At 62.9% G+C, this 21,962-nt stretch carries 19 protein-coding genes; 11 read left to right on the top strand and 8 right to left on the bottom strand.

All coding sequences use genetic code 11. The features are described from left to right. From GSQ89_RS01605 to GSQ89_RS01625, 5 genes are all read left to right on the top strand, one after another. Positions 1 to 1,557: aconitase family protein (locus tag GSQ89_RS01605; protein ID WP_158921350.1), on the top strand; the 1,557-nt coding region annotated here is incomplete at its 5' end. A gap of 31 nt (positions 1,558 to 1,588) precedes the next feature. Then, positions 1,589 to 2,533, top strand: a complete 945-nt coding sequence (locus tag GSQ89_RS01610; protein ID WP_158921352.1) for a LysR family transcriptional regulator — start codon at positions 1,589 to 1,591, stop codon at positions 2,531 to 2,533. A gap of 239 nt (positions 2,534 to 2,772) precedes the next feature. Beyond that, positions 2,773 to 3,237 carry a (2Fe-2S)-binding protein gene (locus GSQ89_RS01615; RefSeq protein ID WP_158921354.1) on the top strand — a complete coding sequence of 155 codons (465 nt, stop codon included), beginning with the start codon at positions 2,773 to 2,775 and terminating at the stop codon, positions 3,235 to 3,237. A gap of 2 nt (positions 3,238 to 3,239) precedes the next feature. After that, positions 3,240 to 5,438: a xanthine dehydrogenase family protein molybdopterin-binding subunit gene (locus tag GSQ89_RS01620; RefSeq protein WP_158921357.1), complete on the top strand. Its 2,199-nt coding sequence runs from the start codon at positions 3,240 to 3,242 to the stop codon at positions 5,436 to 5,438. A 20-nt stretch (positions 5,439 to 5,458) separates the two neighbouring features. Further along, entirely contained in the window at positions 5,459 to 6,742 is a 1,284-nt protein-coding gene (locus GSQ89_RS01625) for a cytochrome c (protein ID WP_158921359.1), read from the top strand. 235 nt (positions 6,743 to 6,977) lie between these two features. Here the strand turns inward: GSQ89_RS01625 and GSQ89_RS01630 are convergent, their stop codons facing one another. Then, positions 6,978 to 9,245 (bottom strand): FdhF/YdeP family oxidoreductase, encoded by a 2,268-nt coding sequence (locus tag GSQ89_RS01630; RefSeq protein ID WP_158921361.1) that lies wholly within the window; start codon positions 9,243 to 9,245, stop codon positions 6,978 to 6,980. A gap of 342 nt (positions 9,246 to 9,587) precedes the next feature. Here GSQ89_RS01630 and GSQ89_RS01635 point away from each other — a divergent pair, with 342 nt between their 5' ends. Then, the gene (locus GSQ89_RS01635) at positions 9,588 to 11,213 is read left to right on the top strand and encodes a GMC family oxidoreductase (RefSeq protein WP_158921363.1); all 1,626 of its coding nucleotides are present in this window, start codon (positions 9,588 to 9,590) and stop codon (positions 11,211 to 11,213) included. A 265-nt stretch (positions 11,214 to 11,478) separates the two neighbouring features. Here the strand turns inward: GSQ89_RS01635 and GSQ89_RS01640 are convergent, their stop codons facing one another. From GSQ89_RS01640 to GSQ89_RS01665, 6 genes are all read right to left on the bottom strand, one after another. After that, on the bottom strand, positions 11,479 to 12,285 hold the full coding sequence (locus tag GSQ89_RS01640; protein ID WP_158921365.1) for a hypothetical protein: 807 nt from the start codon (positions 12,283 to 12,285) through the stop codon (positions 11,479 to 11,481). Next, positions 12,282 to 13,133, bottom strand: coding sequence for a uridine kinase (locus GSQ89_RS01645; protein ID WP_158921367.1), 852 nt, complete (start codon positions 13,131 to 13,133; stop codon positions 12,282 to 12,284). Before GSQ89_RS01645 ends, GSQ89_RS01640 begins: the two co-directional genes overlap by 4 nt. Beyond that, positions 13,134 to 13,907: a class I SAM-dependent methyltransferase gene (locus GSQ89_RS01650; RefSeq protein ID WP_158921369.1), complete on the bottom strand. Its 774-nt coding sequence runs from the start codon at positions 13,905 to 13,907 to the stop codon at positions 13,134 to 13,136. Positions 13,908 to 13,927: 20 nt separating this feature from the next. Continuing rightward, positions 13,928 to 16,282, bottom strand: a complete 2,355-nt coding sequence (locus GSQ89_RS01655; protein ID WP_158921371.1) for a multicopper oxidase domain-containing protein — start codon at positions 16,280 to 16,282, stop codon at positions 13,928 to 13,930. A gap of 80 nt (positions 16,283 to 16,362) precedes the next feature. Next, positions 16,363 to 16,746 (bottom strand): hypothetical protein, encoded by a 384-nt coding sequence (locus GSQ89_RS01660; protein WP_158921373.1) that lies wholly within the window; start codon positions 16,744 to 16,746, stop codon positions 16,363 to 16,365. Between the two features lie 351 nt (positions 16,747 to 17,097). After that, positions 17,098 to 17,943 (bottom strand): MFS transporter, encoded by an 846-nt coding sequence (locus GSQ89_RS01665; protein WP_158921375.1) that lies wholly within the window; start codon positions 17,941 to 17,943, stop codon positions 17,098 to 17,100. 81 nt (positions 17,944 to 18,024) lie between these two features. Between GSQ89_RS01665 and GSQ89_RS01670 the strand changes: the two genes are divergently transcribed. Continuing rightward, positions 18,025 to 18,987 (top strand): LysR family transcriptional regulator, encoded by a 963-nt coding sequence (locus tag GSQ89_RS01670; RefSeq protein ID WP_158921377.1) that lies wholly within the window; start codon positions 18,025 to 18,027, stop codon positions 18,985 to 18,987. Here GSQ89_RS01670 and GSQ89_RS39970 read toward each other — a convergent pair. Continuing rightward, positions 18,912 to 19,154, bottom strand: a complete 243-nt coding sequence (locus tag GSQ89_RS39970) for an SDR family NAD(P)-dependent oxidoreductase (RefSeq protein WP_371734204.1) — start codon at positions 19,152 to 19,154, stop codon at positions 18,912 to 18,914. The two genes, GSQ89_RS01670 and GSQ89_RS39970, sit on opposite strands and share 76 nt — an antisense overlap. 212 nt (positions 19,155 to 19,366) lie before the next feature. Here GSQ89_RS39970 and GSQ89_RS01680 point away from each other — a divergent pair, with 212 nt between their 5' ends. From GSQ89_RS01680 to GSQ89_RS01695, 4 genes are all read left to right on the top strand, one after another. Continuing rightward, the gene (locus tag GSQ89_RS01680) at positions 19,367 to 19,672 is read left to right on the top strand and encodes a hypothetical protein (RefSeq protein ID WP_216855963.1); all 306 of its coding nucleotides are present in this window, start codon (positions 19,367 to 19,369) and stop codon (positions 19,670 to 19,672) included. Continuing rightward, positions 19,611 to 19,913, top strand: coding sequence for a DUF427 domain-containing protein (locus GSQ89_RS39975; RefSeq protein WP_158921379.1), 303 nt, complete (start codon positions 19,611 to 19,613; stop codon positions 19,911 to 19,913). Before GSQ89_RS01680 ends, GSQ89_RS39975 begins: the two co-directional genes overlap by 62 nt. Positions 19,914 to 20,127: 214 nt before the next feature. Beyond that, entirely contained in the window at positions 20,128 to 21,471 is a 1,344-nt protein-coding gene (locus GSQ89_RS01690) for an LLM class flavin-dependent oxidoreductase (RefSeq protein ID WP_158921381.1), read from the top strand. Between the two features lie 177 nt (positions 21,472 to 21,648). Further along, on the top strand, positions 21,649 to 21,921 hold the full coding sequence (locus GSQ89_RS01695) for a hypothetical protein (RefSeq protein ID WP_158921383.1): 273 nt from the start codon (positions 21,649 to 21,651) through the stop codon (positions 21,919 to 21,921). Positions 21,922 to 21,962 lie beyond the last annotated feature (41 nt).

A 21,962-nucleotide genomic window follows, 5' to 3' on the forward strand; every position in this document is an offset into this window, starting at 1 on the left:
AATATCGGCCTGCTGACGAGCACCGACTTCTCGCTGATCGACCGCATCCGCGCAGGCGAGGCCATCCCGATCGAGGCTTTTCAGGAAGGGCGTGACTCCATCACCCGGCAGATCATTGCGGCGGGCGGGCTGATGGCGTTCAGCCGCACGCGATCCTGGCCGAAGCCAGAGCCTGTAGCCGAAGCGCCGGCGCCGCGCACGTTGGTGGAGAAGATCCTCGCCCGCCATCTGCACCCCGAGACCGCATCCCTGCGGCCGGGCACGGGCGTGTTTGTCGCGGCGGACTGGCGCTTCAGCCATGACTATTTCACCGGCATGGCCGCACATGCGATGCGGAAAGGCTTTGGTGAGGACGTGGCGCCGCATCGGCCGGATCGCATCGTCGCCTTCAACGATCATCTGGTGCTGGCGCCGCAGAGCCTGCCGCATCGCCGCGACGGACTGCTGCCCGGCATTCGCGATCTGGTCGCGGCGCATGAGGATTTCGTCGCGCGCTATCCGGTACTGGTACATGGCGCCCTACCCGATGGCAGCGGCGCGGAGGGGATCTGCCATGTGATGATGGCGGAACGCTATGTGCTGCCGGGTCAGATCGTGGTCGGCACCGATTCGCATACCCCGCATTCGGGTGCGCTCGGCTGCCTCGCGTTCGGCGCCGGTGCCACCGACATCGCCCACTCCTGGGTGACCGGCTATATCCGCTGCGCGATCCCGGAGACGCTGCGTATCGATATCGATGGCGACCTGCAACCTGGCGTGACGGCGAAAGACATCGTGCTGCATCTGCTGCGCCTGCCGGAGATGCGGCAAGGTGGCGGCATTGGCGCGGTGTTCGAATTCGCCGGCGGCACGGTGCGGGCACTCTCGATCGACGAACGCGCGACACTGACCAACATGACTGCGGAGCTCGGCGGCTTCACCGGTATCGTGGCGCCCGACGAGAAGACGCTGGCGTTCCTGCGTGAGCGGCGAGGCATCGACTTCGCGCTGGAACCCTGGATGGCGAGCGACCCGGGCGCCCGGTATCGCCATCGCGTCTCGATCGACGCCGGCAGCATCTCTCCCCTGGTCGCGCGGCCCGGCGATCCTGGCAATGGGATCGAGATTGACGCGCTGGAGCAGACGGTTGCGGTGGATATCGCCTATGGCGGTTCCTGCACCGCAGGCAAGCGGGACGATTTCGATGGCTATCATGCGGTGCTGCGGTGGGGGCTGGAGCACGGCATGCGGGTCCCCGCGGGGGTACGGCTCTATCTGCAGTTCGGCACGCTGGATGTTCGGCGCTATTGTGAGGAGCGCGGCTATCTGGAGGTGTTCGCCCGCGCGGGCGTCGATATGGTGATGCCCGGCTGCGGCGCGTGCGCCAATTGCGGCCCGGGCCAATCCACCGAGGCGGGACAGGTGACGATCAGCGCCATCAACCGTAATTTTCCTGGCCGTTCGGGGCCGGGACAGGTTTGGCTCGCCAATCCCTACACCGTGGCGGCGAGCGCGCTCTCCGGGCGGATTATCGGCTTCGCGGCGTTGCAACAGATGTGCGAGGCACCTGCCGGGTGATAGTGTCCCTCGCGAAAGGGACATCGATCGCATGCAGCTCACCGGCCGCTCCTTCGCCCGCCGGCTGGACGTCACATCGTTGCAGTTGTTCGTCTCGGTCTGCGAACTCGGGTCGATCGGCCGCGCCGCGGAGCGGGAGAATATCGCCGTCTCCGCCGCCAGCAAGCGCCTGTCCGATCTGGAGGCGGTGTTGGAGACCACCCTGCTTTACCGCCACACCCGCGGCGTGGACCTGACCCCGGCTGGCGAGAGCCTGCTGTATCACGCCCGAGCCGTACTGGCAGGGTTTCAACGCATGCAGGCGGATCTGTCGGAATATACGAGCGGCGTGCGCGGTCATGTGCGGATGCATGCGGTGATTTCCGCCATCATCCAGTTCCTGCCCGAGGATTTGGGTGCCTTCGCGCGTGCGCATCCGATGGTCAAGATCGACCTTGAGGAGCATCTGAGTGCCGATGTGCTTCGCGCGGTGCGCGAGGGCACGACCGAGCTTGGCATCTGCAACGCCGCTGTGCTCGGCCCTGGCCATTCGCTGGAAACGCGCCCCTATCGGGAGGATCAGTTGGCGCTGGTGGTGCCGCTCGGGCACGCGCTCGCGGACCGGGCGGCGTTGCCGTTCGCCGAGGCGCTGGCATTCGACCATGTCGGGCTGCATTCCAACAGTTCGATCCATCTGGCCATGCAGCAAGCGGCGGCGGCGCGCGGCGAGGCGGTGCGGCTGCGGATCCAGGTCACTGGGCTTGATGCGATGTGCCGGATGATCGTCAACGGCATGGGCATCGGCGTGATGCCGCGCCGGGCCTTCGAGCTCATGCAGATGCGGGACGCGCTGGTGGCTATCGATCTGCTGGAGGATTGGGCGACCCGGCGGATCAGCTTGGTGGCGCGCGATTTCGACGCGCTGCCGATGCCCTCGCGCAAGCTCGCGGAGCATCTGACCGGGCCGCTTCCGCATCCTATGGACAAGCAGTTCTGACAGCGGCCTCGAGGACGGCGACACGTGTCGCCCCTGGTGTTCAGCAGCTTGACCGAAACGCATGCCGTGTCCCGTTGCCGGACGCCCGAATTAATGGCTATCCTACCTCAAACGCCGACAGATGACCGGCTCGTCAAGGGTTTTTGCCGAGCGGCACGGGCAAAAGCCGCGGCGTAGGTTTGGTGCTCCGATCCACGGTCGTCTGCGATATCATTGGCTGCTTGAAGGTGATCCGTCCGATGCAATACACGATTACGGTCAACGGCGTGCCACACAGCGTCGACATCGATGGCGAAACCCCGGTCCTGTGGGTTCTGCGCGACACGTTGGACCTGAAGGGCACCAAGTTTGGCTGCGGAGCGGCGCAGTGCGGTGCCTGCACGGTTCACTTGAACGGCCTTCCCATCCGTTCCTGCCAGATGCCCATTGCCGCGGTTGGCGATGCCGCGATCACGACCATCGAGGCGATTGGCCAGACCAAGGTCGGGCAGCATGTCCAAGCCGCCTGGATCGACCTCGATGTGCCGCAATGCGGATACTGTCAGGCTGGCCAGATCATGTCGGCCACGGCACTCCTGACGCGCGTCCCGGCACCCACCGACCACGACATCAATGAAGCGATGAGCGGCAATGTCTGCCGCTGCGCCACCTACACGCGCATTCGCGCCGCGATCAAACGGGCCGCCGAAGCGGGGAGGGCCTGATCATGTTGAACCGGCGAAACTTCCTCAGGGCCAGCCTCGCCGTCGGCGGCGGCATGCTGCTGTCGGCCAGAATCCCACTCGGCGCGTATGCGGCAACACTGGGTAAAGCCAGTCCCGACGCGGTTTCTCTCAACGCCTATGTCCGCATCGCGCCGGATGGAAAGATCACGATCACCGCGAAGAACCCCGAATGCGGCCAGGGCATCAAGATCATGCTGCCGATGCTGATCGCCGAGGAGTTGGATGTCGCCTGGGCGGATGTGCAGATCGAGCAGGCTGATCTCGATCCACGCTACCCGGCGCAGATTGCCGGTGGCAGCCAGGCGACTCCGGTGAACTGGTTGCCGCTGCGTCAGGTGGGTGCCGCTGGCCGGCAGATGCTGATCGCGGCGGCGGCGGCGGAATGGAATGCGCCGGCGACGGACTGCACGACATCGCCGGGTCAGGTGCTGCACGCAGCCAGCGGACGCAGCCTGTCCTATGGGGAACTTGCCACCAAGGCGGCAACGCTGCCGGTCCCTAACCTGAAGACCGTCCCGCTGAAGGACCCGAAGACGTTCAACATCATCGGGAAGCCGACCCGCAACATCGAGGTGCCGCGGATTGTCACCGGCCAGCCCATGTTCGGCATCGATGTGAGCGTTCCCGGCATGCTGTATGCCGTGTTCCAGAAATGCGATGTGCATGGCGGCAAGCTGATCGGTTCGAATGTCGCGGCGATCCGGACGCTGCCGGGTGTGAGGGCGGCGTTCGAGGTGAAGGGCGGCAAAGACCTGCATGGGCTGCTGGATGGCGTGGCCGTTGTCGCCGATAGCTGGTGGCAGGCGAACCGGGCACGTCAGCAACTGGAGATCACCTGGGACGAAGGCGATATCGCCGGTCAGAGCAGTTCGGATTTCGCCGCGACCGCAAACCGGATGGCCGCGGGCAATCCCGAGATCATCCTGCGCAGGGACGGCGACGTGAATGCCGGGTTCGGCAAAGCGACCCATGTGCTGGAAGCAGCCTATCACTATCCGTTTCTGTCGCATATTGACCTGGAGCCGCAGAACTGCACCGCGTCATTCGCCGATGGCAAGGTCGAGATCTGGGCGCCGACCCAGAATCCCGCGCCGGGCTCCAAACTTGTCGCCGCCACGCTTGGCATTCGGGAATCGGCGATCAAGGTGCACATGGTACGAGCCGGCGGTGGTTTCGGACGGCGGTTGAGCAACGACTATATGGTGGAGGCTGCCTGGATTTCGAAAGTGGCCGGTGCGCCCGTCAAGCTGTTGTGGACCCGCGAAGACGACATGCGGCACGATTTTTACCGCCCGGCGGGCTACCACTTCTTCAAGGGGGGCTTGGACGCGGATGGCAACCTGGTTGCGCTGTCCGACCATTTCGTCACCTTCAGCCTCGACGGTGCCGTCGCCAACTCCGCCGATATGGGCCCCGCGGAATATCCGGCGAGGATGATTGAGAATCTCGAGTTCGGCGCGTCACTGATCCCGTTGCGTGCGCCGACAGGCCCGATGCGGGCGCCGCGGTCCAACGGGCTGGGATTTGCCTTCCAGTCGTTCCTCGACGAATTGGCGCATGCGGCGGGCAAGGATCCGGTGGCGTTCGCCCTGAACATCCTGGGCAAACCACGGCTGCTGCCAGACCCACCGGGCCCACGCGCCGGCCCGGGTTTTGATACCGGACGCATGGCCGGCGTGATCAAGCTGGTCGCGGAAAAATCCGGATGGGGCAAGGAGAAGCTGCCGAGTGGCACTGGCATGGGCCTAGCGTACTACTTCAGCCACCTCGGCTACTTCGCCGAGGTCGTCAAGGCGACCGTGAGCGGTGCAGGAGCGATCACGGTCGATAAAGTCTGGGTCGCGGGTGACATCGGCAGCCAGATCATCAACCCGCTGAACGCGGAAAACCAGGCGCAGGGTGCGGCATTGGACGGGATCGGCGCGGCATTGGGCCAGGCTGTGCTGATAGACGGCGGCAAAGTGGTGCAGGGCAACTTCGATACCGTGCTGCCGCTGCGCATGCGCCAGGCACCTCCCGTGGAGGTGCATTTTCTGGTAACCGACCATCCGCCCACTGGCCTGGGAGAACCGGCCCTGCCGCCTGCATTGCCCGCGCTGGCGAATGCCATCTTCGCTGCCACCGGCAAACGCATTCGCAGTTTGCCGCTGAAGGATCACGATCTTTCGACGACAGCCTGAGCGCGACCGTAATGATACGAATGCGCTCGATTGCTGCATTGCTGGCAAGTGTCGTGCTGGCGTTGCCAGCGCTTGCTCAGCCGAACCCGCCTTCCACCGCGCGCGGCGAGTATTTGGCGCGTGCGGCAGATTGCGTCGCCTGCCACTCCGTCCCGGGCGGCAGGGCGTTTGCCGGCGGGCTGAAAATGGGAACCCCTGTCGGCACCATCACAACGACCAACATTACGCCGGATGTGGAAACCGGAATCGGCACCTACACGCTCAAGGACTTCGACCGTGCGGTGCGCGACGGCGTCGCACGCGACGGGCATCGATTATACCCCGCGATGCCGTATCCGTCCTATGCCAAGCTCACCGACGACGACGTGCATGCTCTGTACGACTACTTCATGCGCGCGGTGCCACCGGTTCACCAGGCCAATATACCCAGCGATATCCCGGTCTATTTCAGTCCGCGCTGGCCGCTCGCGATCTGGGATGCGTTCTTCACCGGGCACCGCGGTTTCACGCCCGATTCGAATAAAGACGCCCAATGGAATCGAGGTGCCTATCTGGTTGAAGGACCCGGTCATTGTGGCGCCTGCCATACCCCGCGTGGATGGGCGTTTCAGGAGAAGGCGCTCGATGCGCAGGACCCCCGCTTTCTGTCCGGTGCCAATCTCGACGACTGGTATGCACCGAGCCTCAGGCAGAACGTGGCGACTGGCCTGGGTTCATGGTCACAGTCCGACATCGTGCAATTTCTCAAGACCGGCAGCAATCGACATGGCTCTGCCTTCGGATCGATGCGGGATGTAATCAACAACAGTACGCCTTATCTCACCGACGATGACGTCAACAGCATCGCGGTCTTTCTTAAGTCGCTGCCGGCGGCGGCCAATGAGACAGCATATCGTTATGACGGCGCAGCCGCGTCCGCACTGCTGAGCGGAGAACCCGACGCAGTGGGAGCGGCCACATACGCCAGCAATTGCCAATCCTGCCATCGCGAGACTGGCGCCGCCGCACCGCCCTTCGTACCGCCATTGGCGGGCAATCCGACTGTGGTGGACAGGGACGCCGCTTCGCTGATCAACGTGGTGTTGAATGGCTCCAGCCCACTCGTCGTCAAAGGCCGGCCGGATGCCTATCGCATGCCGCAATATCGCGAACAGCTCAACAATCAACAGGTTGCTGATGTTGTCACCTTTATCCGCGAGAGCTGGGGCAATCACGCCGATGCGGTTTCAGCGAAGGAGGTCGGTGAACTACGCAAACGCTCCGATCCCGCAAGCGACCGCGTGGTTATTCTGAAGATGCGATGAATCGAGCAGCGATCAGTGTGATCGTCGACAGCCCAATAAGGAGGTCGGTTTAGATGCCGACCATCGTACCGGACACCTTGACCATTACGAAGCCGCCATGATGGGTTTAGGGCCAGTTCTTCGGCAGCCTGATTGATGATGGAAGAGGTGATGGCTACGTCCGGTGAGAGTTCAGTAACAACGTGGTCGATGAAGTGACCCGACAGCGTCCCCAAGCGATATCGGCCTTACCGGACTACGCGACCTTCCGCAGGCGGACCGGCAAGGACTTGTACGATGGCGTACCGCTCTGCGGGTCCTGATAGGTCAGCGGACAGAGGTTGTTCGCCTCCGGGTAATAGGCGCCGATCGAGCCTGGGGCGATATCGTGCGCGATCGCGGTCAGGCGAATGCACCTGTGCTCTTGGCCCGGGATTGCGGATGCGATCTCCACCACGTCACCATGTGTCAGGTTCTGTACGGCCAGATCCTGCTCGCTGATGAACAGCACGTCACGCCGTCCGAACACGCCGCGGTAGCGGTCGTCGAGCCCGTAGACCGTCGTGTTGTATTGGTCATGGCTGCGCAGCGTGGTCAGCTTCAGCACGTCCGCTTCGGTCAGCGCCGGGTCCTCTGCCAGTCCGATGAACGGGATGAATTCAGCCTTACCGGATTTGGTGTGCCAGACCCGCTCGGTCGGACCCAGCGGCAGGCGGAAGCCGCCGGGGTGGCGGATGCGCGCGTTGTAGTCCTTGAAGTCCGGATAGACGGCTTCGATCTTGTCGCGGATCAGATCGTAGTCCGCGATCAGTCCCAGCCAATCGACCTTGCTGGAAGGCAGCGTGGCCATGGCGATGCCGGCGATGATCGCGGGCTCCGAACGCAGGTATTCCGAGACCGGCCCCAACTTACCGCGCGAGGCGTGAACCATCGACATTGAATCCTCGACCGTCACCGACTGCGCGCCGGTCGCCTGCATGTCGCGCTCCGTACGGCCGAGAACGGGCAGGATGATCGACTCTTTGCCGATCAGCAGGTGCGAACGATTCAGCTTGGTATTCAGGTGCACCGCCAGGTCCAGGTTGCGCATCCCCTGGTAGCTGAGATCGGTGTCGGGCAGCGCGATTGAAAAATTGCCGCCCAGGCAGACCAGCACCTTGGCCTTTCCATCCACCATCGCCTTCATCGCATTGACCGCGTCGTGGCCGTGATGCGGCGGCGGGCGGAAGCCGAACGCCTTTTCCACATTGGCGAACATCACCGGGTTGGGCTTTTCAGTGATGCCGACGGTGCGGTTGCCTTGCACGTTGGAATGACCGCGCAGCGGGCAGATGCCGGCGCCGGGCTTACCGTAGTTGCCGCGCAGCAGCAGCAGGGCCGCGATTTGCTGCACGTTCTGTGTCCCCTTCTCATGTTGGGTGATGCCCATGCCGTAGCTGACGATTGTGGCGTTCGACCGGATATAGGCACCGGCCACCCGATCCAGCGCGCTGCGAGTCAGGCCGCTGGCGGCCTCGATCGCCTCCCACTGGGTCTGGCGCAGATCCTCGGCGAAGGCATCGAACCCGTTGGTGTGGACGGCGATAAAATCACGATCCAGCACGTCCTCGCCAGAATCGGCGCGGGCGATGACGGCCTTCATGATGCCCTTCAGCGCCGCAGCGTCGCCGCCGACCTTGACCTGATAATAGGTCGAGGCGATTGGGGTTGCGCTGAAACTCGCCATCTCGATCGGGTTCTGCGGGTCGGCGAAGCGCTCCAGCGCCCGCTCCTTCAGCGGGTTGAACACGATGATCGGCACGCCGCGGCGAGCACATTCGTGCAGCGTGCCCATCATGCGCGGATGGTTGGTGCCGGGATTGTGGCCCATCGCGATGATCAGGTCACAATGGTCGAAATCCTCCAGCGAGACGGTGCCCTTGCCGATGCCGATCGCCTGGGGAAGCCCGACACTGGTTGCCTCGTGGCACATGTTGGAGCAGTCGGGGAAGTTGTTCGTACCGTATTCGCGGGCGAAGATGTTAAACAGGAACGCCGCCTCGTTCGACGCTCGACCAGAGGTATAAAACTCCGCCATGTCGGGGGCGGGCAGGCCGCGCAGCACGCCGCCGATGCGGGCGAAGGCGGCATCCCATTCGAGCAGCACGTAGGTGTCGCTCGCCGGGTCGTAGGCCATTGGGTGGGTGATGCGACCATGATCCTCCAACTCGTAATCGCTCTGCTGGAGTAGCGCTGTGACTGTATGCGAGGCGAAGAATTCCGGGGTGACGCGCTTCTTCGTCGCCTCCCAGGTGACGGCCTTGGCGCCGTTCTCGCAGAATTGGAAGGTCGAGGTATGTTCCTTGTCCGGCCAGGCACAGCCCGGGCAGTCGAAGCCATCAGGCTTGTTCGTGCGCAGCAGCAGAAGAGGCGCCTCGGCGATGTGCATCTGCTCGGCGACCGCACGGGCCGTCGCCCGCAGCGCACCCCATCCGCCAGCCGGCGCGTCGTAGCGGTGGACACCCGGAACGTCACGTTTTTCCATCGCCGGAACCCTCCTTACTTTCAAGGCGCAGCGCTATATTTCAAAAGGAATAACGAAACTGTTCCTTTAACTTACCAGATACCACAGAGATTTGACAGTATGCTGAGAACGTCTATCGGATCTCGGTGGTCCAGGCTCGGCAAGACGGATACACAATGGGTGGCCTGCGATACACGAGCGCCACGCTCAACCCTGAGGAGAGGGTGTGAAGCAATTGGAAGCACTTGTATCGGGCCATCGAAAAGACCCATGCCAAGGTGAATTTTCAGGCGATGCTCCCTTGAGACTGTCGCCGCCACCGCGCACACTCAGGCCAAGTGGGAAACGGGAGAGAAAAACGCGATGGCCGCCGAGGATGCGATCGAGGCTGACTATGTCGTGGTGGGCGCCGGCTCCGCTGGGTGCGTCATGGCCGCCCGCCTATCGGAGGATGCTACCAACAAGGTCGTGCTGTTGGAAGCCGGCGGCAACGACAACCACTTCTGGATCCATGTACCGCTGGGCTTTGGCAAGACCTTTGCCGACCCAAAGGTCAACTGGATGTTCGAAACCGAACCCGACCCGAAATCCGGCGGCCGCCGCATGTACTGGCCGCGCGGTAAGGTCCTCGGCGGATCTTCGTCGATCAACGGCATGATCTACATTCGCGGCCAGCATGAGGACTTTGATCATTGGCGCCAACTCGGCAATCCAGGTTGGTCATCCACCGACGTATTGCCTTATTTCAAGCGATCCGAAAGCCAGGAGCGAGGCGGCGACGATTACCACGGCAGCGATGGACCGCTCGCGGTATCGGATGTGCGCTATACCCATCCAATCTGCGACGCCTTCATCGAAGCCGCCGCGGAACTGGGCTTCCCGCGCAACAACGACTTCAATGGGAAAGTGCAGGAAGGCGTTGGCTACCAGCAGACCACAACAAAAAACGGAAAGCGTTGGTCCACCGCCGTGGGTTATCTCAAACCCGCCATGAAGCGGCCCAACCTGCGCGTTATCACCAACGCACTGACTGAACGGGTGATCTTCGAGGGCAAGCGCGCTGTCGGCATCGCCTTTCAGGAAGCGGGCGTCGCACGGTCCGTTCGGGTACGGAAGGAAGTCATCCTGTGCGGTGGGGCGATCGGATCACCGCACATTCTGTTGTTGTCCGGCGTCGGGCCGGCGGAGCACCTGCGCGAACATGGGATCGAGGTCGTGCATCATCTGCCCGGCGTTGGGCAAAGTCTGCAAGATCACTACTCAGGTGCCATCAAACTGCGGTGCAATCAGAAGATCACCTTGAACGACGTCATGCAGAGCAACGTCAGGAAGCTGGGCGTCGGGCTGGATTATCTCCTCCGCCGCCGCGGGCCGCTGACCATGGGCGTCGGACCAGTCGCTCTATTTGCACGCACCCGGCCGGAACTGGCCTCACCCGATGTGAAATTCACCATCTCTCCCTTTAGTGCCGACAACCCTGCCAAAGGGCTCCACGATTTTTCCGGTTTCACACTGATCGGCTATCAGTTGCGGCCGGACAGCCGGGGTGAACTGAAACTGCGCAGCGCCGACCCGAGGGATACGCCGGCGATGTTTCCGAATTACCTCTCGGCGGAGAATGACCAACGCACCATCGTGGACAGTCTGAAACTCTGCCGCGAATTCCTGGCAACCGATCATCTACGCCGGTTCATCGAGTCGGAATATCTGCCCGGCCCGAACGTGCGGTCCGATGCGGACCTGCTGGAGTACGCGCGCAAAACCGGCGGGACGACGTTCCACCAGACCAGTACCTGCCGTATGGGTCCTGACCCGTTGGCGGTGGTGGATGCAGAATTGCGGGTGCACGGAATGGAGGGGCTGCGGGTGGTGGACGCCTCCATCATGCCCACAGTGGCCTCGGGCAACACCAATGCACCCACCATCATGATCGCGGAAAAGGCGTCGGACATGATCCGCGGGAGAGCGCCCCTCGCCGCCGCTGCTTAGCCTAACCCGAGGAACATCCACATCCATCGAAATCGTTTGAACCGTTGTAGTGAATGGTCAGCATCGTTCGAGATGAGATTGGATGCTGTAATGCCAGACCGACAGCGACCCAACACGCAACGAGCAACCAAGGCGTTATGATCCGCCGCGTCCTCGCCACGCCTCACAGTGTCCAGAGCCTTACATGCTGCGTGACCCCCGGGCACCAATCCGGGCCACAATGATCCAGCTGGCCAAGGGGCGGCCGTGAACCCCATGCCCACCGTCAGCTGTGGATCAGCGTCCCTACTGGCTCGCCGGCCAGCGCCTTCGTCAGGTTGCCCGGTACCAGCCCATTGATGATCCGTATGCTCTTCACCAGCTTCGACCGTGTCAGCAGTTCCAGCACCACGGGTTCAATCGGCAAGGTCTGTAACCGCATCGCCATCAGTTCCGCCGCCTTGATCTCCGGAATGAACGTCGCAGCGGGATCGAGTTTCGGATCGGCGGTGTAAACGCCGTCCACATCCTTGATCAGGATGACCTTGCGGGCACCGAACACCTCGCCCACCAGATAGGACCCGGCATCGCTGCCATGCGGTGGAATTTTCCCCAGGGCCGGCGGATGCTCCCACAGATCATATGGGGGCACGCCGTTGAACACCGCGCCGCGCGTCGCCGCCAGCATCGCCGGCAGAAGCTGCACGATGAACGGGGCTTCCAGATAGACGAACCCTTGGCTCGCCAGCAGGCACGACACCATGTAGGCGTTCTGCGCCGCCGATTTCGCTGCCAGAGTCGCTAGCGCTCCCGTCGGCAGCCCGAGGTCCAGCCCGATCGACAGGATATGCCGCGCTCGGACACCCGGCCCGACGCCGATCACCTGGGTATAGTCGGCCTGGTTAGCGAGGATTTCGTCCAGCACCGGGATCACCGCGGACTGGCCTTTGTCCATGATCGACTGGCCGCCGATCTGGATGACGTTCAGCTTCGGCAGGATGCGGCGGACCGGCGCCTCGGTGCCGGCGATCACTCGGCGGTCCATCAGCGACTCGCGCATCAGGGCCGAAACGACGTGCTGGGTGCCGGTCATGACACGGCTCCCTTGGGGGCGTCGGCGTTGTAGATGATGGTTCCCACCGGTTCGCCATCCAGCGCGGCCGTCAGCTGGCCGGGCTTCAGGCCGTTGACGAACTGGATCTCGCGGATGTGGCGGGCGTTCAGCATCATCTCCAGCACCGCTCGTTCGACGACCAGATCGTTGAGGTCGCGCTTCAGCAGTTCCTGCACGCTGATGCGCGGAATGAATTCGGCATGCGGGTCCTTCTTCGGATCGGCGCTGTACAGGCCGTCCTCGTCCTTCACGTAGATCATTTTGCGGGCGCCGAAGACCTCGGCGATCAGATAGCAGCCGGTGTCGGTGCGTTGGGGCGGGATGCGGCCGATCTCGGGGTTCTGCTCCCACAGTTTATAGGGTGGCATGCCTTGGCAGATCACGGCGCCGCGTTCCATCAGATAGTGCGGGACGGAGGCGAATCCTTCCGGCTCCAAAAATGCGATACCGTGGCTGGCCAGCAAATATTGCAGCATCTGTGCGTTCTGCCAGGCGACGGCAGTGCCCAGAACCGTCAGCACCCCCACCGGCAGTCCAAGATCGATCGCCACCGAGTAGATATGCCGCGCGCGGGTGCCGGCGCCGGTGCCCAGGATCATCTTGTGGCGCGGCAGGTTGGCGACGATCTCGTTCACCACCGGCATCAATCCCATCCGGCCACGATCCATGATGCTCTGGCCGCCGATTTTCACCACATTGGCCCATGGCACCAGCGCGAGGTTGGGGGTGTCGCCGGTCGCGCGCATCAGCGATTCGTCGCTGAGCGACCCGCCGACCAGGCGTTTGCCCAGGTCGGTCAGCATCGAGTCTTGGACGGCATTGGCCATTCAGGTGGGTATCCCTTGCTGCGAGCGATGGATGGTTAGTTCAAAACTGTAATTTTCGGCGAACGCGGCATCGAGGGAGCCGAATTGCCCAGTCGCCCAGACGGCAAGCTGGCGCATGGCGTCCTGCTTCACCGCGGCATCCAGCACGGAGAACCGTGCTCCTCCTGCATGCCGCTCCAGGAACGCGGCAGGTGTGCGTTCCGCGGTCCAGGTGGCGGCCGTCCGAACCGTGTGTTCCGGCATGGTCCGAATCAGCCACGACAGCGCATCGTCGCGCGGCTTGTCGCGATACGGATGGACATCGATGTCGTCCAGGATCGTCGCCAGACGCGCTTTCATCCGAGCATCGATCCCGTCGTCCGGCGCGACGACGCGGCCGGCAATCAAGGCGCCGCCGGGGCGCAGCACCCGCATCGTGTCAGTCAGCAGATGCTGCCAACGATGCGCGCCACTCAGGACCTGCACCAGCAGAACGGCGTCGAACGTTGCGTCGGCGAACGGCAGACGGGCGCCGTCGGCCTGTACCAGGCGGGGTGCCGCGACGCTGCCGGCAAACGCCAGCAGCATGCCGAATGACAGGTCGGCACCGATGTAGTCGTCGCCGGCCCGAACGAAGGACCGGCCGATCCGGCCCGCCCCGGCGCCCAGATCCAGGATCGCCGGCCGCGCGGTCCCTATCGCGGCCAGAATTGTGTCCCGGATCGCTTCCGGCACACCATCCGGCAAAGCTCGGCGCCGGTCGAAGTCCGATGCCATCGTGTCATAAACACTCATTCTCCGCAGCCGAACCGCGGTCAGTGATGCTGCATCATCGGCATCCCCGGGGCGACGGCGAGGTTGACCTGCAACATCATGCCGCGGTCTTCGTGGGCCAGGATATGGCAGTGCAGCACGAAGGAACCGGCGTAGTCGACGAACTTGGTGCGCATCTTGAAGTAGCCGGGGACCACGGCACCGGCGCCCGGCACACCGGATGGCACCGTCGTGGCGTCGGGAATGGGAAACACGTCCCACCAGATATTGGTACCCTTGCTGTAGATCGAGGGTGTTGTGGGGCACGGGTGCCAAGTGGTCGGATCGTTGCCGTTCAGCTGACACTGGCCGGCGTGGGTTGGCGTGGTGAACACATATAGCGGCACGGCGACACCGTTTTCGAACACCGCATGACCATGGCTGTCCAGCAGCGGCTGGTTGGGATCGAACACTTCCACGACCTGGAACGGATTGATGTGGATATGGAACGGGTGGTCGATGCCGCCGTTGGTGGTGTTGGAGATTTTCCATTCCTCGATCGTATCAAGCTTGGCGATGGTCAGTGGCGCTCCTTCCTCGAATTTCTCCTGCGGGCCGCCGTCGACGGCGATGGTGTGCTGGCTGGCGCCGGAACCTTGACCGGCGGTGTTGAAGTTTAGCGTCCGCTCCGGCGCGTTGGTGGCGTTGGCCGGAATGTCATTCTGGAATTTGGGCCGCGGCGGCATCGAAGGCAGCATCGGCATCGTCGGGCCGGTGCCGGCCAGCACGATGGTCATCAACTGCGTCGTTGGAGTCAGGGTTTTCTGCGCCTTGCTTTGCGAGACACCCTGGGTCACCAACACCGGGAAGGTTTTGGTAGCCCCGGGATTGGTGGGTGCCTGCACCAGAAGATCGATCCGGTTTCCTGGCGCCACGAACACCGGCCGTTCCGCTCGGCTGTCATAGTTGAACGTATCGAACTGTACGCCATCCTGCGCGGTCTGCCGCCAGGTGAACCCCGCCGGCAGGGCCGGCAGATAGAAGCCGCTGATGGTGGAGCCGTTGACGATCCGCCACATCTGCACCTCACCCGGATACATCGTGACGTTGGGCACCTGCTGGCCGTTGATGGAGAACGGAGCCTGGCCGCCGGCGCCGGTTTCGAACTTCGGTGTGCCAGCGAACTGGTTAACCACCATCGTGGTCTGCAGGATCGGCCAGTTAGGCGCTGGCGCGGTCTGCCCGACCAGCTTGCGGTTGTTGGCGTGATGCAGATAGAAGCCCTTGATGAAGCCGTCATAGCCCTCGGGCGAGTTGTCTTCGATGATGAAGGCGCCCAGCATCCCGTTGGACACGTCGATCGCCGTCGATCCATGCTTGTGGGCGTGATACCACATGGTGCCCGGCGACTGGCCCATCACCATGGAATTGGCCGGCTGTTCGGTGCCGGGATATTTCGGCAGCAGGAAGCAGTACGGGAACGAACCGACATAGTATTGCGGGAATGCTCCAGCCTTGTCCTGATCCAGGTCCACGGGCAGTAGCTGCTGTTGCTTCGGTTTACCGGCGTCATAGGCCGCCAGCATCGCTTTCTGGCCGTCCACCCAGTTCGGAATGCCCAACTGTGCCCAGGTCAGCGGAAATTCCAGCAGATTATTGGCTTTCAGCTTGCTCTCGCAGTTGGCGAAGAACGCGTTGAAATCGGTGGCGACCGACGCCGCGGTCACCACTGGAGCGCCATTCTTCCGCGGCGACGGGCGGATGCCCAGGAACACGTTGTCCGCGGTGCCCATCGGGCTGGTGTGGGTGCCGTGGAAATGCAGATTGCCCGTGGTCGACCCGTGGAAGCAGTTCGGCATGGTATCGAAGGTGCCGTTGGACAGTTTCGGGTAACCGGTGCCGTTGGTGACCGAATCACAGCCGGCACCGGGCACGACGGGACCGGCCGGCAGGTTCTCCCAGCGGTCTACGGTGTTGCCGTAATCCAGCGGATCGATCTGGTTCAGGAAGGTCAGCTCCACGACGTCGCCGAGGCTGGCTCGCAGGGTCGGACCCGGTGCCGGCGGGGCGACGGTGTTCATGTCGGTCGGGCCGGTGTTTTCATGGTTCTGGAAGAACCGTTGCAACTGCGGCACGCATTTGGTCTCTTTGCCGTTGGGCAAGGTTTTGACGATGGTCAGTGCGCGCTGTTCGTCGGCCAGGACGACGATGCCCTTCAACCGCCCGTTCGCGGCATCGATTTCCGGCAGTTTGGTGGTGGTCAGATCGACGACCGGCGGACAGGTGACGTATTGAGCTAGAGCCGGGTGGATTTGCGGTAACAACACGGCGGCTATGGCCAGCAGGCCCAGCAGCCAGCGCGCCCGAAGGGGCCGGCGTCCAAGCGTGGTGCCGTTGGCGATGCTCGAAGCTCTCATAATGGCCTTCCCAATCCCTGTGAGCGACCCAGATCGTTGCTGGGCTCTGTTGTACGTTATTACTGTGGGATACCGACCGTTCAGAAGATGACAATCTGGCCGCGTTCGGTCGAAGATGTCGGGTGGTTCTTGCAGCAATAATAAAGCACCGATCCGGCCTTCAGAGTGGTGGGCGGCGTGGTCAGCACGCCAGGCACCACGAATTGCGGGTTGGACGACTCGTTCGCGGCGATCGGGTCTGAAAAGAACAGCACTGGATCGGCCGGAGACGCTGGGCCGCCCGTGGGCGTGTTGCCCTGGGTCGGCCAGGGCTGATGGGTTTCCGTGGTGGCGTTGCCCCAGGTAACAATGTCGCCGATTTGCGCTTGCAGCACGCCCGGGACTGCATTGGGAACCCGGGATTCGAACACGGTACCGCCGGTGCCCGACACGATGCGGATCGACCAGTCCAGGCTTCCAGACATGCCACTCTCCCAAGTTTTGCGGCACCGTTGCACAGACGATTATGGCATTCAAGAGGATTACATCGTTGTTGAGTCCGTAATATCCAAGTGTATATAAGGATCTGGACAGAATATACTTGGATAATTTCACATACAGCGACGTGTCGTTGATTTTTATACATCAAGGGGCGATGCGGCAGAGTTCCAGGGCGCCGTCGATCTTGTTTTTGTGCAAAAAATAGCTTTTCACTTTACTCATTAGTACACGTTGGGGTCTGTGAGAGCGTGAAAAATTCTCCGGCCAATCGCATTTACCGCGATTCTCGTGAGGCCGGAGGGTTTGCACTTTTCCGCCGCGGCGCGCTGGCGCGTCTAGCCCCGCGCCGCCTCCGCCCGGACTCGCCGGCGCAACTGGCGCAGCGACAGCGCGTGCAGCAGGATCGAGCTTGGCACCACGAAAGCGGGGGTCAGCACATTCGGATAAACGCCGGCGTTGAAGGTCGACAAATTCGTAACGATCAATTGGAACCGGCCGGATGAGGTGAGCATCCCCAAGGTGATCGCGACCGCGAAGTCGGCCAGGCCGAAGATATTCCAGATCATCGCGGTCCTCCGGCCCTGAGCCGTGCCGCTCGCCAAGGCGATCGCCGTCGGCAGGGCGAACATGCCCGTCAGCACATCGCCCATTCCCACCGGCACCGCGACCACGCCGGGCGCCGCCCCACGCAGCCAGGCAGCGAGAAACCAGCTGCCGAATATGCGGTAAAGCTGAAGCGCAACGAGCCACGTCACCGGCATCGCGTCGAGCACCTGGCCCACACGCTTCGACAACAGCAGCAGGGGTGCGCCGATGATCACCGGCAGGAAGATCGCCATCGGCAGCCACGGTAAGGCTGTGGCGCCCGTGATGAACACGCCATTGATCGCCGTGCTCCAGGCGACGGCGAACCAAAGCGTGTCCGGGATCATGATCGCCAGCCAGGTCGCTTGGCGTTGGCTCGGCGTCAGGCCGGTTCTCTCGAGACCGAGCCACAAACCGACCGCGATAAGCCCATGGGCCATCAACTGGTGTGCCGAGGTCGGAACACCGCTTTCCGGGATAAACGGCTGCCAGGTGATCAACACAGTCCACAGGACCGTCAGCGGGATGAGCCAAAGCAGGCTGCGCCAAGCGGGACTGGGCGAAACGATACCGGCGGGAAGGGCGGCGGCAGTCATCAGAGGGCCTCCATGCGAAATGATTGATCACATGTATGGCCACTTCCGGTGAGCGACTATCCACGATAATGTCGATGGGCTATGAAGCGAAACTTCACGGTCAGACAGGGCGCGCTCGACGGCGTAGAGGCATTCCTGAACGTTGCCCATCACCGCAGTTTTCGCAAAGCGGCCGCGGAGCTCGGGGTAACACCGTCAGCGATCAGCCAGGCGGTACGAGCCCTTGAGGCGCGTGTCGGCGTGGCACTTTTTATCCGCACGACGCGCAGTGTCGGCCTGAGCGAAGCCGGCGAGCGATTTCACGCGCGTGCCAAGCCCGCGTTCGAGGAACTTGTCGCCGCAAGCGAGGTCGCGCGTGAGCTTGGGCAGCGGCCTTCCGGATTGTTGCGCCTGACGGTGCCGCGGGCGGTGGTGCCGATCCTGCTGGAGCCGTTGATCGCGTCGTTCTGCCAGGCCTATCCCGAGGTCGAGGTTGAGATCGCCGCAAGCGCGGAGCTGGTCGATATCGCCGCCGAAGGATTTGACGCCGGCATCCGGCTTGGCCAGTTCATCGAGGCCGATATGATCGCGGTGCGTCTGACGCCGCCGTTCCCGCTGACCGTGGTCGGCAGCCCCGACTATCTGCGCCGGCGGCAGCGGCCGGAACGCATCAACGATTTGCGCCAGCACGCCTGCCTGCGTATGCGGCGCTCGAACGGGTCGATCACGCCCTGGTCCTTTGTCAGCGGCAACGAGGCCGTCGAAGTCGTCGTTTCAGGACCCTTTATCGCCAACGACATGCCCACAATGCTTGGTGCGGCTGTCAAAGGACTGGGCCTTGCGCAGGTGCCCGACCCGATCGCGGCCGGCGCGGTGAAAGCAGGGAAACTCATGCGGGTGCTCGAATCCTTCGCGCCCATGGGACCGGGTGTGTTTCTCTACTATCCCGGCCACCGGCAAATGATGCCCAAGCTGCGGGCCTTCATCGATCATGTGAAGAGCCGTTCGGGCGCGTTACCAACAAAACCCGAAGGCACTTTGACCACAGGCGAACACGCGGGATGAAATTGCTTCACGGTCGTCGACATTACCGGTGTCGTAACGGTCGATTTCACCCACGACTTTGCCGCGACGTCCCGGCTGCCCGCGTAGTTCACGACAACGGAAGCGCCCTCGGCCGCCAGCTCGCGGGCGATCTCCGCGCCGATCCCTTTGGACGCACCAGTGACCACCGTGACTTTATGCGACAGTTGCCCATTGAAACCTCCTTTGGCTGTGGATGTCTGCCGCCTTCAGTAAGGCGGCACGTTCGCCAATAGCGGTCCTAGCCGTTCTCGTGGCGAACACGGTCGCGGTCGGTGTCGACGGCGTAAAGCCACCGATGTGACGGCCACCCCCGCGCCGCAAGCGCGGGGGATTCCCGCCGCGAGAAGGGACAACCGCTATGGACCGACGTGATACAAGCCGCCGCCCGGCGCATCCGGTCGCGATCCGCGTCATGCATTGGATCGGGGTCTATGCCATGGGCTGCATGATCTTCAGCGGCTGGGAACTCTATAACGCCTCGCCCAGCCTGCCTTTCCTGTTTCCGGCCTGGACCGGCCTCGGCGGCTGGCTGGCCGGCGCACCGGCCTGGCACCTGGGCGCGATGTGGCTGCTGTTCGCCGACGGCATCGCTTATCTGGTCCATGGCTGCGCCAGCGGTCATTTCTGGCGCAACCCTGAACGGCCAGATCATCGCAGAGAGTGACGCTATCGAGGTCGGCGCCGGCTACAAATATTTCCCAGCCTCCGCCACGCGGCTGGATCTTCTGCGGAAGGTGCCGAAGACGCAGGCAGACCTTGCCTGTCCGCACAGCGTCCAGTTCTACGACGTGGTTATCGACGGTGTCCGATATGAACGTGCGGCGTGGTCCTATGAAGCGCCTCAGCCCTCCCTGAAGCACGTCGGTGGACGATTCGGCTTCTGGCATGAGGTCGAGGTCGCCTGAGTCGCACGTTTAGCGATCGGCACCGATATTGCCCTTGTCGGCTGAGTGCCCAACTTATCCGGCAGATCGATCCGCCATCACAGCACCCGGCCCATGATGGATGATGAACGCTCACACGACGTGACGGCGAACGCGACGGGCCCTACCGTGGCGAAATTCTTCGGCTTCCCGATCCGCTGACCGGATAGCAGCGGACCAACACATGAGATACGCGATGACCAAGCAGCTTCATCTCGGTGCGTTTATGCGCCCGGTCGGAATCCACACCGCCTGGTGGCGCTATCCGGGCGCCTACCCCGACGCCAACTTCAACCTGAAGCACCTGGTCGACTTCATCCAGACGCTGGAGCGAGGCCGTTTCGATGCGTTCTTCATGGCCGACCATCTCGCCGTGCTGAACATGTCGATGGCCGCCCTGCGCCGCAGCGCCACGGTGACGTCGTTTGAGCCGCTGACCCTGCTGTCGGCCCTCGCCATGGTCACGCAGCGCATCGGGCTGATCGCGACAGCGTCCACTACGTTCGATGAGGCGTATCACATCGCCCGCCGCTTTGCCTCGCTGGATCACATCAGCAACGGCCGGGCAGGGTGGAATATCGTGACGACGTCGAACCCGGACGCGGCACTGAACTTCGGGCTGGACGATCACGTCGAGCACGACGAACGCTACCGGCGGGCGATCGAGTTCCACGAAGTGGTCACCGGCCTGTGGGACAGCTTCGCCGACGATGCCTGGCTGCACGACCAGCAAAGCGGCCTGTTCTTCGATCCCGACAAGATGCATGTCCTGAACCACAAAGGTGAGCATCTGTCGGTCCGGGGACCGCTCAACATCGCCCGCCCGGTCCAAGGCTGGCCCGTCATCGTGCAGGCGGGCGCGTCCGAAGCAGGCAGGCAGCTCGCTGCCCAGACCGCCGAGGTCATCTTCGGATCGACCCCGGACATCGAAAGCGGCCGCCGCTTCTATGCGGACGTCAAAGCCCGCATGCGTGCCCTCGGCCGGCCGCCGGAGCATCTGAAGATCCTGCCGGCGGCTTTGGTGATCGTGGGCCGGACCAGGGAAGAGGCGCGGGAGAAAAAGGCGCTGCTCGACAGTCTCGTTCATCCCGACAGTGGCGTGCCGAACCTGTCCATGCGCCTGGGCGTCGACGCGTCAGGCTTCGCGCTGGACGAGCCGCTACCCGCTATCCCGCAATCCAACGCCAGTCACAGCAGCCGTGACGGCCTTGTCGCCCTTGCCCGGCGTGAAAACCTGACGGTCCGCCAACTCGCACAGATCGCCGGCAGCCACGGCGGCTTCCAGATCGTCGGAACGCCGGCCGACATCGCCGATACGATGCAGGAATGGCTGGAGACGGAAGCGTCCGACGGGTTCAACGTGATGTTCCATACGGTGCCATCCGGGCTGCATGAGTTCGTCGACCTGGTGATTCCCGAACTGCAGCGGCGCGAGCTGTTTCGTCGCGAGTACGAAGGCACGACACTGCGCGAGCACCTTGGCCTGCCCCGACCGGACAACCAGTTCTTTCCGGTTAGACAACCGTCAAAGGCCTCCTGACAAGAACCAGCCCGGTTGCGCTCCCCAAGGCGCGATCGGGAGATTCACCATCATACTCATCCCCGTGGTCGTTTCCGCTTGATAGTGGGTGAGACTAAATGGGTCCACCGCCGATTCGATCGGCTAATGGATGAATTCCATGAGCATCGACTCTACGTGACATGATGCTGTGCGGCCATGGAAGGCGTTGCCGATGGTGTAGTGCACAGTGGCGAGGTGGTAACGGCTTCCGTCGAGTCTCGCTCGGAAGAAGCTGATGGCTTCCTCGATTCGCTGTGGATGACGGCCCATGCCATCCATGGCGAGATTGATCTCGACCATGTAGCAAACGCCCATGTCATCGCTGTCGGCGCCCAGTACTGTCAATCAGCGTTGAATATTTTCCAGGTAACAGCGTCCAAAAGTTTCTACTTGGTCAGCGCGTTTTCGGCTGTTTCTTACGCTGTTTGAAGCGGAATGAATCGTTGCCGGTTTCCAGGATATCGCAGTGG

It is taken from the genome of Acidisphaera sp. S103 (assembly GCF_009765975.1).
GTDB lineage: Bacteria > Pseudomonadota > Alphaproteobacteria > Acetobacterales > Acetobacteraceae > Rhodopila.

Bases quoted from the DNA above. Each gene is read 5' to 3' on its own strand.
- GSQ89_RS01690 (WP_158921381.1), top strand. From the start codon at position 20,128: ATGACCAAGCAGCTTCATCTCGGTGCGTTTATGCGCCCGGTCGGAATC.
- GSQ89_RS01620 (WP_158921357.1), top strand. From the start codon at position 3,240: ATGTTGAACCGGCGAAACTTCCTCAGGGCCAGCCTCGCCGTCGGCGGC.
- GSQ89_RS01635 (WP_158921363.1), top strand. From the start codon at position 9,588: ATGGCCGCCGAGGATGCGATCGAGGCTGACTATGTCGTGGTGGGCGCC.
- GSQ89_RS01640 (WP_158921365.1), bottom strand. From the start codon at position 12,285: ATGACCGGCACCCAGCACGTCGTTTCGGCCCTGATGCGCGAGTCGCTG.
- GSQ89_RS39975 (WP_158921379.1), top strand. From the start codon at position 19,611: ATGGCTGCGCCAGCGGTCATTTCTGGCGCAACCCTGAACGGCCAGATC.
- GSQ89_RS01680 (WP_216855963.1), top strand. From the start codon at position 19,367: ATGGACCGACGTGATACAAGCCGCCGCCCGGCGCATCCGGTCGCGATC.
- GSQ89_RS01655 (WP_158921371.1), bottom strand. From the start codon at position 16,282: ATGAGAGCTTCGAGCATCGCCAACGGCACCACGCTTGGACGCCGGCCC.
- GSQ89_RS01625 (WP_158921359.1), top strand. From the start codon at position 5,459: ATGCGCTCGATTGCTGCATTGCTGGCAAGTGTCGTGCTGGCGTTGCCA.
- GSQ89_RS01610 (WP_158921352.1), top strand. From the start codon at position 1,589: ATGCAGCTCACCGGCCGCTCCTTCGCCCGCCGGCTGGACGTCACATCG.
- GSQ89_RS01695 (WP_158921383.1), top strand. From the start codon at position 21,649: ATGGAAGGCGTTGCCGATGGTGTAGTGCACAGTGGCGAGGTGGTAACG.
- GSQ89_RS01670 (WP_158921377.1), top strand. From the start codon at position 18,025: ATGAAGCGAAACTTCACGGTCAGACAGGGCGCGCTCGACGGCGTAGAG.
- GSQ89_RS01660 (WP_158921373.1), bottom strand. From the start codon at position 16,746: ATGTCTGGAAGCCTGGACTGGTCGATCCGCATCGTGTCGGGCACCGGC.
- GSQ89_RS01630 (WP_158921361.1), bottom strand. From the start codon at position 9,245: ATGGAAAAACGTGACGTTCCGGGTGTCCACCGCTACGACGCGCCGGCT.
- GSQ89_RS01615 (WP_158921354.1), top strand. From the start codon at position 2,773: ATGCAATACACGATTACGGTCAACGGCGTGCCACACAGCGTCGACATC.
- GSQ89_RS01665 (WP_158921375.1), bottom strand. From the start codon at position 17,943: ATGACTGCCGCCGCCCTTCCCGCCGGTATCGTTTCGCCCAGTCCCGCT.
- GSQ89_RS01650 (WP_158921369.1), bottom strand. From the start codon at position 13,907: ATGAGTGTTTATGACACGATGGCATCGGACTTCGACCGGCGCCGAGCT.
- GSQ89_RS01645 (WP_158921367.1), bottom strand. From the start codon at position 13,133: ATGGCCAATGCCGTCCAAGACTCGATGCTGACCGACCTGGGCAAACGC.